Origin of the sequence: Paenibacillus koleovorans NBRC 103111 (genome assembly GCF_004000845.1) — a bacterium.
Taxonomy (GTDB): domain Bacteria; phylum Bacillota; class Bacilli; order Paenibacillales; family NBRC-103111; genus Paenibacillus_AA; species Paenibacillus_AA koleovorans.
On the sequence record NZ_BIMA01000091.1, the window covers coordinates 18946 to 30511 of the forward strand.

The 11566-nt window shown below is 57.1% G+C and carries 11 protein-coding genes; 7 read left to right on the top strand and 4 right to left on the bottom strand.

Annotation, left to right across the window (positions count from 1 at the left end; translation table 11 throughout):
* Window positions 1-113: 113 nt before the first annotated feature.
* Window positions 114-974: a helix-turn-helix transcriptional regulator gene (locus PKO02S_RS23840; protein WP_127586879.1), complete on the top strand. Its 861-nt coding sequence runs from the start codon at window positions 114-116 to the stop codon at window positions 972-974.
* 116 nt (window positions 975-1090) lie between these two features.
* Window positions 1091-1855 (top strand): phytanoyl-CoA dioxygenase family protein, encoded by a 765-nt coding sequence (locus PKO02S_RS23845; protein ID WP_127586881.1) that lies wholly within the window; start codon window positions 1091-1093, stop codon window positions 1853-1855.
* Window positions 1856-1906: 51 nt separating this feature from the next.
* On the opposite strand, the gene PKO02S_RS23850 is transcribed toward PKO02S_RS23845, so the two are convergent.
* Both PKO02S_RS23850 and PKO02S_RS23855 read right to left on the bottom strand, forming a co-directional pair.
* Complete coding sequence (locus PKO02S_RS23850) at window positions 1907-3133, bottom strand: MFS transporter (protein WP_164821645.1); 1227 nt, start codon at window positions 3131-3133, stop codon at window positions 1907-1909.
* 36 nt (window positions 3134-3169) lie between these two features.
* Entirely contained in the window at window positions 3170-4465 is a 1296-nt protein-coding gene (locus PKO02S_RS23855; protein WP_246067262.1) for a multi antimicrobial extrusion protein MatE, read from the bottom strand.
* 172 nt (window positions 4466-4637) lie between these two features.
* On the opposite strand from PKO02S_RS23855, the gene PKO02S_RS23860 reads away from it, so the two are divergent.
* From PKO02S_RS23860 to pfkA, 3 genes are all read left to right on the top strand, one after another.
* Window positions 4638-4952, top strand: a complete 315-nt coding sequence (locus tag PKO02S_RS23860; RefSeq protein WP_127586887.1) for a hypothetical protein — start codon at window positions 4638-4640, stop codon at window positions 4950-4952.
* A 72-nt stretch (window positions 4953-5024) separates the two neighbouring features.
* A complete protein-coding gene (locus PKO02S_RS23865; protein WP_127586901.1) occupies window positions 5025-6104 on the top strand; it encodes a tetraprenyl-beta-curcumene synthase family protein in 1080 nt (359 codons plus the stop codon).
* Between the two features lie 4 nt (window positions 6105-6108).
* Window positions 6109-7077, top strand: a complete 969-nt coding sequence (gene pfkA / locus PKO02S_RS23870) for a 6-phosphofructokinase (protein WP_127586889.1) — start codon at window positions 6109-6111, stop codon at window positions 7075-7077.
* Window positions 7078-7154: 77 nt separating this feature from the next.
* On the opposite strand, the gene PKO02S_RS23875 is transcribed toward pfkA, so the two are convergent.
* Both PKO02S_RS23875 and PKO02S_RS23880 read right to left on the bottom strand, forming a co-directional pair.
* Complete coding sequence (locus tag PKO02S_RS23875; RefSeq protein WP_127586891.1) at window positions 7155-7595, bottom strand: peroxiredoxin; 441 nt, start codon at window positions 7593-7595, stop codon at window positions 7155-7157.
* 118 nt (window positions 7596-7713) lie between these two features.
* Window positions 7714-8913 carry an ornithine--oxo-acid transaminase gene (locus PKO02S_RS23880; RefSeq protein ID WP_127586893.1) on the bottom strand — a complete coding sequence of 400 codons (1200 nt, stop codon included), beginning with the start codon at window positions 8911-8913 and terminating at the stop codon, window positions 7714-7716.
* 173 nt (window positions 8914-9086) lie between these two features.
* Between PKO02S_RS23880 and pruA the strand changes: the two genes are divergently transcribed.
* Complete coding sequence (pruA, locus tag PKO02S_RS23885; RefSeq protein WP_127586894.1) at window positions 9087-10634, top strand: L-glutamate gamma-semialdehyde dehydrogenase; 1548 nt, start codon at window positions 9087-9089, stop codon at window positions 10632-10634.
* A gap of 74 nt (window positions 10635-10708) precedes the next feature.
* On the top strand, window positions 10709-11383 hold the full coding sequence (locus PKO02S_RS23890) for a hypothetical protein (protein ID WP_127586896.1): 675 nt from the start codon (window positions 10709-10711) through the stop codon (window positions 11381-11383).
* Window positions 11384-11566: the final 183 nt, after the last annotated feature.

Genomic DNA, 11566 nt, shown 5'->3' on the forward strand with positions numbered 1-11566 from the left:
CAGAAAGATAACCAATCCCTGAACCGAACGATTCCATCCGGAGTCGCTTCGGTATCAAGGATTTTTTTTGCTCAGGAGCTGATTCATACAGCAAAAAAGGAGAGAACCCGAGCATGCGGCAATCCCGGAAACTATTCATGGAATCGTTGACGCTGCAATTCCGAAGCATCATGCAATATGACTTGAGGGCGGACTGGGCGATCCAGTCGAGACGATTGGGGCATGCGGTGCTGTGGGCCGTCGAGGAAGGACGCTTTCATTTGAATGTGAACGGAGTCGGGCAGGAGGCGGGGGAGCGAGATGTGCTGCTCATTCCGAAAGGCGCCATCCTGACTTGTTATGCGAGGACGCCTAGCTTGAAGCTGATCAGCTTGAACTTCGATGCGGATATAACATTTTTGCTGAGCGCGAGTTGGGCGGAATTGCTGCGATTGCCTCCGCGGTACCCTTATGAAACAACAGGATTGCTGGAGATTCTCCGAGAAATGTTGGACTATGAAGGCGCCGTCGATTCGGTTACGAGACCGCTAAAGCTGCATAGCGGCTTATATCGGTTGATCGCGCATTACCTCGAGCAGCTGTTCCTCCATGAGGATGAAGGAGACGGGGAGATTACGGCAAAGGCGGCTTCGGGCATCGATTGGCGGGTTCAAGCTTCGATGGAATATATCGCGAGGCATGCGGACCGGTTCCCTGCGCCGGACGAGTTAAGCGGCGTCGTGCGGATCAGCGAGTCGTACTTGAGAAGGCTGTTCCACGAGCAGACAGGACTGTCGCCGCTCCATTATATGCATCGGTTCAAGGTGGAGCTCGCCCGCAAACGATTGGAATCGACGGACGAGCGAATTTCGGAGATCGGCTATGCGCTCGGGTATGAGGATCCGAATTACTTTTCACGGACATTCAGGAAGCTAACGGGCATGACCCCCAAGGAGTACCGGGAGCAGCATCAGAGCTGGATCGCGCTGGAATAATCGTTTTGTGCTAGCAAGTCCCGTTTCGGTTGATATGACGGTATCTGTGATTCTTGTATGCTAAGAGTGAGAGAAGAAATCACTCACAAAATAACATTCAGGGAGGAAGCGGTACTATGATTACGAAAGGCACTTCATTCTCCATCGAGCAATTTCATGAGGCAGGCTACAGCGGCCCGATTCAGGCGCTGACGCTGGAGGAAGCGGATCGCTACAACCAATTGTTCTTCGAGGAGCTTGGGCAGTCCAAATTCGAGCCGGGTCCGACCAAGATCAACCTGTCCGCTTGGCATCATCGCCGCAAGTGGGCGTACGAGCTTGCTACGCATCCGGCGTTGGTCGAACCGATCACACAAATTCTCGGGCCGGATGTCGTGCTCTGGGCGATGCATTTCTGGTATAAAGAGCCGGGCAATACGAAGTTCATTCCCTGGCATCAGGATATCAATTACTGGCCGATGGAGCCGGCGATCAACGCCACCGCTTGGGTATCGCTCGGCTGGTCGATTCGCGAGAACGGCTGCTTGCGCATCATTCCGGGCACGCATCGCAGCATCGTCCCCCATGTGGACCTGGGCAACGACGCCAGCGCCTTCCAGGAAGGAATCGATGCGTCTTACGTGGACGAATCCAAGGCGATCGATATCGAGATGACGCCGGGGCAGATCGTGTACTTCAACGAAGCGACATTTCACGGCTCGGAGATGAACAGCTCCAACATCCCGCGAGTTGCGTTCTCGGTCCGCTATACGACGCCGGAGGTGAAATTCAAGATGGCCGATTGGGGCGGCGACACGAACCGGATCCGCACGTTCCAAGTGCGCGGCGAAGACCGATTCCGCTTGAACGACGATATTATTGGCGCTATTCCTCAACAATAAGAAAAAGGCCCTTGCATCCCTGCAAGGGCCTTAACCATTTATAACGCATAGTCAACGAACCAGCTTTCTCTCCTGAAACCAATACGTGAAAAAGATAAGCACGCTTGCGGTCACCGCGAACATGGAGGCGATCAAATACAGCTTGTGCGGTCCCCAGGCATCGAACACCCAGCCGCCCATCACGCCGCTTGCGAACCCGGCCATGCTGGACCAGACGACCGCGTAGATCGCTTGTCCGGTAGCGCGGAACTGTTCGGGTATAAGCTGCAGCATATAGCGCAGGGCGGTGCTCAGGAAAATGCCGAATGAGAAGCTGTGAAGCGTCTGCAGCAGGATGATCCATTCCGGCGAGTCGACGATGCTATAGAGTCCGAAACGGACGGCATAGACGAGACCGGCGATCATGAGGAGCGGCAGCTCCCGATATTTGTGGCCGTGTCGGCTCACCCAGATGAAAACCGGAATTTCGCTTGCCGCCGACGCGAACCAGGCCCAACCGACGATGGCGTCGCTGGCGCCAAGAGAGCGCAAGTACAAGGCGAGGAAGCCGTCGTTCGTCCGGTGCGCAATCGAGAGGATGAATACGAGAAACAGGAACCAGAGAAATCGCCGCGAGCCGATGACTTGGCCGAAGCCCTTGAAGCTGATCGTGCCGGTGCTGCTTCCGGAGGGACGGTCGCGAAGTCCGGTGGCCAGTATAAGCGACAAAGTAATCGTCCCTAGACAGGTGATTAGCGCATACTCGATCCCTATCCATTTGAACAAAAAGCCGAACACCAACGCCGAAAAAGCGAAGCCGAGCGAGCCCCAGACCCGATAGGAAGCATAGCTTTTGCCCGTTTGGCGGGCGGTGATCATGATCAAGCTGTCAATCAGCGAATTGATCGGCATATGGAAGAAGTAGAAAAACGTCATCAGCGTATACAGCCAAATTAGAGTATCGACGTTCAACAATATAAGCGTAGTCACAAGCTGGCAGGCGAAGATGATGACGAACAGCTTTTTCACCGTCTGGAGCTTGTCGCTTAGGAGTCCCCAGATCAGGTTGGCGAAGATGCCGATCAGCGGCCCGATGGAATAGAGAGCCCCGATCTGGATTTTCGTATACCCCTTATAGTCGAAATAGAGCGGGAAAAACGAAACGGTAATCGCCATCGTAATATAAAACGTGAATGAGAACAAGCGCAGCAACAGCTCGTCTTTTGCGCTTGGCCTCGGTTCGGCGTTAAGAGCTTGTCCGTCGGAGGATATAGGTTTGTTAGCAGATCTTGTGGACATCATTCATTTTTCCTTTTATCTTTCTGTAATCGGCACTTAAGAAACGGAGGTCATATTGCGAGCTTCGCTCTTGGCCGTTAATCGCAGGACCGTGAGCAGTACGCCAAGCTCTGCGGCTAGCCCCAACGATTGCGCCAATGAGCCTACCATTCCGTTCCAATGCGGCACCGTCATGATGCATGCGATCAGCGTAACAAGTGTAACGGCGATGTTGGCCGACATCGAGAAGAGCATAATTTTCGTCTGTCCCCGCATCAGCACGACCCCGTTGCAAAAATCGACCCATGGATAAATGAAGGACAGCAGCATGAAGATGCGCAGCGCGTACAGGCTTTCGTGCATCAGCCGCTCGTTCACCCCCATGATCTGACTCATAAACCAGGGCCCTGCCGGGGTGTAGCCTAGCAAGCCGATCAGGATCGCCGGAATCGTTCCGAACAAGATGGCGAATCGAAGGACGAACGACGGATCCTTTTTGTAGAAATTGATGACGATCATATGCATGTACGAGAAAAAGCTGTTTACGAGCTGCGTCAGACTGGCCGCAATGGCGAAGGACGCCACGGCGAGCTCGAAATTCGACGTTTTGCCTAACATCGCATTAATAAACGGCCCTACCAGAATGACCAGTAGGGATGACAGCAGCAGCGGACGATAAAATTGGAAAATATGACTTTTGCGCTCGACCGGATGATCCTGAAGCTTCTCAGGCAGCGACTTAGCGACCTTGCGACCTTCCAAATAACTGACCAGCGCTTCGACAATCATGCCCGCTAAAAAAATAATCGCCCCTACGACTCCGCTGTCCACCCGATCCGCCTGAATGTAATATACAGACAAACCGTACATGACTGCGAGCCTTACGAGCATCCCGATCGTGAGCCACTTCGTGCGCATATTGCTGATAATGATGCCGTGATACAGACACCGGATGGCGGAGAAGACCGCGACGAACATGAGAATGCGGTACACGTCCAGGATACGCTGCAGCAGCTCCTGCTTGACGCCGAAGCCGTACAGGAAAATCCATTCGCCGACCGAGGTGTATGACAGGATCAAGCCGCAGACGAACATCGCGAGAATCATATAGCCGGATAAGCCGGACATGGCGCGGAACGAAATTTTGTCCCGGACGAGCGCCGAGCATGTCTGACGGAGCAGGATGGCGGGCCGCTCGATAATGCCCAGCATGCTGAGTCCGATCGAGTAGCTGGCGATGATCGTCTCCGGATCGGTCGACCGCGCGAGCGTACTGTTGATAATGACATGCGAGATCGTGACCAGACTGGAGGATAGGCCGAGCGGGATAAAGAAGGCCAGTAGCTGTTTCATTGTTACACGCCTGTCGGTTGCTGCGTCCATTCTATGTCCCCCCGCTCTCTAATATGGTCTAGTATAATTCCGACTTTACAATCTGGCAATATAGGGTTGAATGATTTGGTATTGGCTTGCGCAATCGGGCGTGGTACAATTTTCGGGTATATAGACAGGGGTAATGATATAAATGAGCAACGGATTTGTATATGACGAGAGATTGGGGATCGAGCTCCCTGCATTGGATCGGGAATGGGAGCAGTATAGCGAGACGGAACGAGCGGAAATGCTGGAGCGCTGGGAGCGGATTCGCGGAGCGATTCCGGACCGGATCCAAGCGCTGGAGCGGATCATTATCCGCAAGCAGCTGCAGTTGGACGTGGAGGACGATTTCCCGACATCCTGCCGGTTGAATTACGAGATTGCCGAGAAGGCGAGCTGCATCACCGATTTGCATCTGTGGTACAGGGTCAATCAGGAGCTGTCGACAAGAGCGCATCATTAGGAATCTGGCATTCCTTTATACTATAATGAGAGTTATGGACTTGGATGAGTATGGAGGAACGACATAACCGTGATGAGAACAACGTCCCCGAAGACAGGAGTTCCCCGCAATCCGGTGACGCTGATGAGGCGGGTATACCGCTATGTGCTGCCCGAGGTGCGCACGCAGCTTGAGCGTTGGCGGGAGACGGCGGAACGGATCCCCGACCCTGAGCTGCGGAAGCAAGCGATCGCCAGCATGACGACCAAGCAGTTTCACTGCGAAGGCGGCTCCGTATACGCTGCGGCGAATTTATCGATGCGGCATGTGCTGCTGCCGCTGATCGTAGCGTTTCAGACGATCAGCGATTATTTGGACAATTTGTGCGATCGCAGCACTTCGCTGGACCCGGTCGATTTCCGCTTGCTGCATCAGTCGATGCTCGATGCGGTCAACCCAGAGGCGCCGGTGCAGGATTATTATGCTTGCCGCGAGGAGCGGGATGACGGAGGCTACTTGCAGTCGCTCGTCCGGACTTGCCAGAGCTGCGTCTGCCTGCTGCCGGGTTATGAGCATGTACAGCGGAGCGTGGAACGGCTTGTCGGGTTGTACTGCGATCTGCAGGTGTACAAGCATATTCGGCAGGACCTGCGCGAAGGCGAGCTGCTCGCCTGGTGGGAGCGCAATCGGAGCCCGTTCCCGGAGCTGCGCTGGAATGAGTTCGCGGCCGCGACCGGCTCGACGCTCGGCGTATTTTACTTGTTTCTTACCGCTTCCTACGAGGATGGGGTGCCGGAACGTTCGGAGGCGATCGTCGAGGCTTATTTTCCGCATGTATGCGGGCTGCATATTTTGCTCGACTACTTGATTGACCAGGAGGAAGATACGGCCGGCGGCGATTTGAACTTCTGCAGCTATTACGACGACATGGGCCGGACGGTGGAGCGCATCGCATGGATTGTGGACCGTGCTCGATCCGATATTGCCGGGCTTCATGACGCTTCTTTCCATCGGATGATTATCGAGGGTCTGCTTGCCTTGTATTTGTCCGATCCGAAGGTGAATCATCAGCCGCAGGTGAAGGCGATTTCCAGGCAACTCATGCGGGGCAGCCCGATGACGAGGTTGTTTTTCTGGGTAAACAGTATTTGGATTCGAAAGAAAGGTGGATAACTAGATGAGCTCTATTCAATCGATCGCCGTCCTGACGAGCGGCGGAGACTCGCAAGGGATGAACGCGGCGGTTCGCGCCGTCGTGCGCAGCGCCTTGTTCCACGGCTTGGACGTATATGCCGTTCAGCGCGGGTATGCGGGATTAATCAACGATGATATCCGGCAAATGGATCTGCGGAGCGTAGGCGACATCATTCAGCGCGGGGGCACCATTCTGCAGACGGCTCGCTGCAAGGAATTTATGACGCCGGAGGGACAGCAGCTCGGGGCCGACAACCTGCGCAAGCGCGGCATCGACGGACTGGTCGTCATCGGCGGCGACGGCTCCTACCAAGGCGCCAACAAGCTGAGCAAGCTGGGCATCAAGACGATGGGCTTGCCGGGCACGATCGACAACGACATTCCGTTCACGGACCTGACGATCGGCTTCGACACCGCTGTCAGCATCGTCGTCGATGCGATCAACAAGCTGCGCGATACGATGAGCTCCCATGAGCGCTCGTCGATCGTGGAAGTGATGGGCCGCCACTGCGGCGATATCGCCTTGTATGCCGGACTTGCGAGCGGCGCGGAGACGATCCTCGTGCCGGAGGTGCCGTTCTCGCTGGACGATGTCGGCAACCGGATGAAGGACAATTTCAACGCCGGCAAACGCCATAGTATCGTCGTCGTTGCCGAGGGCTACGGGAGTGCGCATAACGTCGCCGACCATATCAAGGCGCAGCACGACATCGAACCGCGTGTCACGGTGCTAGGTCATATCCAGCGCGGCGGCACGCCTACGCACAATGACCGCATCCTGGCGAGCCGCCTCGGCGATTTCGCGGTGCGCAAGCTGATCGAGGGCGACTCGGGCAAAGCGTGCGGCGTCATCAAGGGCGAGCTGGTCGTCACGGACATCGACAAGGTCGTGCACACGAAGAAGGAATTCGATCGCGACTTGTACGAGCTGGCGATTCGTTTGTCGCAATAAGGAATAAGCCGCTCCCGGCGCGGCTCTTCATTTGTAGAAGAGCTCGCCTGGGGCGGCTTTTATTTTTCGAGACCGGATCAGGTCTCGGGTTTGATCGAGGCGACGATGTCTTCCGTCGAAGGCGTGCCTTTGCGCGCGAACGCGATGCGGCCGTCGAGACCGATGACGTACACGATGCGCTGCTGCAGGAACAAGCCGAGCATCCGGCCTACGTCATACGCTTTGCGGATCTCGTTGTCGGAGTCTGAGATGATCGGGAAGTCGTAGCCGTGTTTCTTCGCGAACTTGTGATGCGAGTCGAGCCCGCCTTGATTGACGCCGAACACCAAAGCATTGTGGCGTGCGTATAGCGCTTTCGAGTCGCGGACGGCGCACAGCTGCGCGGTGCAGCCCGGCGTGTCGTCCATCGGGTAAAAAATGAGCACGATCGGCTGTTTGCCGATGTAGTCGGCGAGCCGGATCGTTCCGTGCGTGCTTTCCGCAGTGAAGAGCGGAGCGGTTTGGCCGGTTGCGAGCATGCGGATCGAGCCTCCTTGTGAGCTGCTGTGCCTGTTAGGCGGTTGCCCACATTATACCTCGTCCTCCTGACGGATGCTACTCGATCGACCGCTGTGCGGACTAGCTTCATTAAGGGGGTTACTTGTTCTCCTCGAGGACATCCCGGATGCGTTCGATCGCCCAGTCCAGCTCCTCCTGCGTGATGACGAGCGGCGGCGCGAAGCGGATGATATGCTCGTGCGTCTCCTTGCACAGCAGCCCGGCCGCCATCAGCCGCTCGCAGTAGGGCCGCGCCGGGACGCCCAGCTCGACGCCGACGAATAGGCCGCGGCCGCGCACGTCGCGGATGTGCGCGTTCCGTATCGCGCGCAGCTGCGCGAGCATGTAGGCGCCGAGCGCGTCGGACCGCTCGGCGAGCCTCTCTTCGCGCACGACGCGCAGCGCGGCGCGGGCTACGGCGCAGGCGAGCGGATTGCCGCCGAACGTGGAGCCGTGCGAGCCCGGCGTGAGGACGCCGAGCACCTCGCGCCCGGCCGCCACGGCCGAGACGGGGAACACGCCGCCGCCAAGCGCCTTGCCGAGCACGAACACGTCCGGCTCTACGCCCTCCCAGTCGCAGCCGAAGCGGCGACCGGTGCGCCCGAAGCCGGTCTGGATCTCGTCGGCGACGAACAGCACCCCGTTCTCGCGGCATAAATCCGCCGCCGCGCGCAAGAAGCCGTCCGGCGGGATGACGATGCCGGATTCGCCCTGGATCGGCTCGACGAGGAACGCCGCCGTCGCCGGCCCGATCGCCGCCCGCAGCGCCTCAAGATACCCGTAGGGGATCAGGCGGAAGCCGGGCGTAAACGGGCCGAAGCCGCGGCGGTACTCGTCCGACGACGAGAACGACGTGATCGTCACCGTCCGCCCATGGAAATTGCCCTCGCAGACGATGATCTCCGCCTCGCCATCCGGTACTCCCCGGACTTCGTAAGCATAGCGACGAGCCGCCTTAATGGCCGTCTCCACCGCCTCGGCGCCTGTATTCATCGGCAGAATCATCGGTTTCCCGGTATATGCCGCTAGCTCCTCATAGAAATCGCCCATCGCCTCATTGTGGAAGGCGCGAGACGTGAGCGTCACCTTATCGGCTTGCTCCTTCAACGCCTGGATGATGGCCGGATGCCGATGGCCTTGATTCAAAGCGGAGTACGCGCTGAGCATATCCATGTAGCGCCGGCCTTCGGGATCCTCGACCCAGACTCCTTCCGCCTTTGATACGACGATCGGCAGCGGGTTGTAGTTCGGCGCGCCGTACGCTTCGGTTCGCCGAATGAAGGGTTCCGATGAACGCATGTCCGTTCCTCCTCGCTCGCTCGAGTGTTCGACTATTGTATGCCCGCCGCCGCCGCTTCGACACTTGTTTGCCCAAATAAAGTAGCGGGCACTTGTCACGTCAGCTCGTTCGCATGCTTAGAATGAAGGAGAGGGCATCTATCTCTGCTCACGCGAAGGAGGGCGAATGCCGAATGATGGAGACATACCGGAACGAACCGTTCACGGTTTTCACACGAGAGAGCAGCAGGACGGCTTTTGAGGCGGCGTTGAAAAAAGTCGAGGCCGAGCTGGGACGGACTTACACGCCGATCATCGGGGGGCGCCGAGTCCGAACCGAACGCAGCCAAGACTCCATTAACCCAGCACAGACAAACCAAGTCATCGGCAAAATCGATCAGGCGGACCGCCAACTGGCGGAAGAAGCGATTCGGACGGCGGCGGCTGCATATGAGAGCTGGAGTACGGTGCCGGCTGCAGCCAGAGCTCGCGTCCTGTATAAGGCGGCGGCGCTGCTGCGGCGGCGCAGGCACGAATTTTCCGCCTGGATGGTATGGGAAGCGGGCAAAAGCTGGCCCGAAGCCGACATCGACACAGCGGAAGCGATCGATTTTCTTGAATTTTACGGGCGCGAAATGGAACGGCTCGCCGAGAAGCAGCCGTTGACACGTATTCCGGGGGAGGACAACGAGCTCATCTACATCCCGCTGGGCGTCGGCGTCGTCATCCCGCCCTGGAACTTCCCATTAGCCATCATGGCCGGCATGACGACAGCGGCGATTGTTTGCGGCAATACCGTCGTGCTGAAGCCGGCGAGTCCGACCCAAGTGATCGCAGCCAAGTTCGTCGAGCTGCTGGAGGAAGCGGGTTTGCCGGCGGGAGTCGTCAACTATTTGCCGGGACCTGGCGGCGAAATCGGGGATTTCCTCGTGGACCATCCGCTCACCCGCTTTGTCAGCTTTACGGGCTCGCGCGAAGTCGGCCTTCGCATCAACGAACGGGCGGCTAAGACGCAGCCCGGCCAGAAATGGATCAAACGCGTCATCGCCGAAATGGGCGGCAAAGATACGATCATAGTCGACCGAGAAGCTGATTTAGATCTCGCTGCGGAGGCAATCGTGTTGTCCGCCTTCGGCTTCGCAGGTCAGAAATGCTCGGCCTGCTCCCGCGCCGTCATCCACCAGGAGGTGTACGATACGGTGCTGGAGAAAGTGATTGAACGTACGAGCCGGCTGACCGTTGGTTCGCCGCTCGAGGCATCGACTTACATGGGGCCGGTCATCGACCAGAGCGCCTTCAACAAAATATTGGAGTATATTGATATCGGTCGCATGGAGGGACGGATTGCGTATGGCGGCCAGCCGAGTGACTCGAACGGATTCTTCATTGAGCCTACGGTCATTGCCAATGTGGCTCCGACCGCCCGTGTGGCGCAGGAAGAAATCTTCGGACCGGTGCTGGCGGTGATTAAGGCCGGCTCCTTCGAGGAGGCGATCGCCATCGCCAACAATACGGACTACGGCTTGACCGGCGCCGTCATCTCCCGCAATCGGGCGCATCTCGAGCTGGCGCGGGAACAGTTCCACGTCGGCAACTTGTACTTCAACCGCAAGTGCACCGGTGCGCTCGTCGGGGTCCATCCGTTCGGCGGATTCAACATGTCCGGCACCGACTCGAAGGCAGGCGGCCGCGACTATTTGCTGCTGTTCACGCAAGCGAAGATTGTTTCTGAAAAACTGTAAAGGAATCCGCAACTATCCATCCCCTTCCAACGTTATAAGGTGAAAGAGAAGATATCGCGTTGGAGGGGATCCCTATGATTCGCATTGCATTTATCGGGTTTGCCGTCATGCTGTTGTTAAGTTCTTGTGCAACGCTTAATAGCCAATCTGCCGAGAAGCCGACTCCAGTTCCATCAATCATGCCCAGTTTCCCGCCGCCAACCCCGAGCGAGTCTCCTGCGGGAAGCGGCACTCCAGATCTGAAAGCAATTCAGGAGAAGCTCTTCTCGCAAAAGTCTGTCTTCGAAACCAAACATGAGATCCAAATGATGATGGGCGCGACCGGCAAAGATCATATTATGATGCAATTCCGCAGCAAAGGGGACGTGGAACGAAAATTCACGGCCGCCGACAAAGAGGCGATCCAAGCCACGCTGTACGAGCTGGCAGGGGAACCGTTCCCGCTGGAGATAACGTTCTTGGAATGCTGTACGCAAGAACCTTTCATTAGCGGAATCATCAAGAGCTACGATGCCGCCGAGAATCGGGTGTTGATCGTCCACGAAACGAAGAAAAACGGCAATTCGTCCGACCCATTGGCTTACTTTGTCGGTCTAATGCCGGATGCCATTCTCCAAATTGACGGTGTCAGCGCGAACACCAAGCTGAGCGCATCGCTCGTAGGCCGCAGAGCCAAAGTCTGGACGTCCGGCTTTGTGATGGACTCCTACCCGGGTCAAACAAGCGCCATAAAGCTAATCATTGAATAAGAGTCCCGCCTGCCCTCCAACGGGCCAAACATATCACAGCGACCAAAAAACCAAGATCCATCAGGTCACCTACCTGGTGGTTTTTTATTGACTTACTGGGAAGTCGGACTGCAGAGCAAGGTACTTAGCGATCGACTGACGGGCTTGAATCTACCGCTCCTGCACAGCTACCTCCCTGCTTGC

What these genes read in the sequence shown, in the direction of transcription:
- PKO02S_RS23860 (WP_127586887.1), top strand. Translation starts at nt 4,638, where the DNA reads ATGAGCAACGGATTTGTATATGACGAGAGATTGGGGATCGAGCTCCCT.
- PKO02S_RS23875 (WP_127586891.1), bottom strand. Translation starts at nt 7,595, where the DNA reads ATGCTCGCAACCGGCCAAACCGCTCCGCTCTTCACTGCGGAAAGCACG.
- PKO02S_RS23840 (WP_127586879.1), top strand. Translation starts at nt 114, where the DNA reads ATGCGGCAATCCCGGAAACTATTCATGGAATCGTTGACGCTGCAATTC.
- PKO02S_RS23845 (WP_127586881.1), top strand. Translation starts at nt 1,091, where the DNA reads ATGATTACGAAAGGCACTTCATTCTCCATCGAGCAATTTCATGAGGCA.
- PKO02S_RS23855 (WP_246067262.1), bottom strand. Translation starts at nt 4,465, where the DNA reads ATGAAACAGCTACTGGCCTTCTTTATCCCGCTCGGCCTATCCTCCAGT.
- PKO02S_RS23865 (WP_127586901.1), top strand. Translation starts at nt 5,025, where the DNA reads ATGAGAACAACGTCCCCGAAGACAGGAGTTCCCCGCAATCCGGTGACG.
- pruA (WP_127586894.1), top strand. Translation starts at nt 9,087, where the DNA reads ATGATGGAGACATACCGGAACGAACCGTTCACGGTTTTCACACGAGAG.
- PKO02S_RS23850 (WP_164821645.1), bottom strand. Translation starts at nt 3,133, where the DNA reads ATGTCCACAAGATCTGCTAACAAACCTATATCCTCCGACGGACAAGCT.
- pfkA (WP_127586889.1), top strand. Translation starts at nt 6,109, where the DNA reads ATGAGCTCTATTCAATCGATCGCCGTCCTGACGAGCGGCGGAGACTCG.
- PKO02S_RS23890 (WP_127586896.1), top strand. Translation starts at nt 10,709, where the DNA reads ATGATTCGCATTGCATTTATCGGGTTTGCCGTCATGCTGTTGTTAAGT.
- PKO02S_RS23880 (WP_127586893.1), bottom strand. Translation starts at nt 8,913, where the DNA reads ATGCGTTCATCGGAACCCTTCATTCGGCGAACCGAAGCGTACGGCGCG.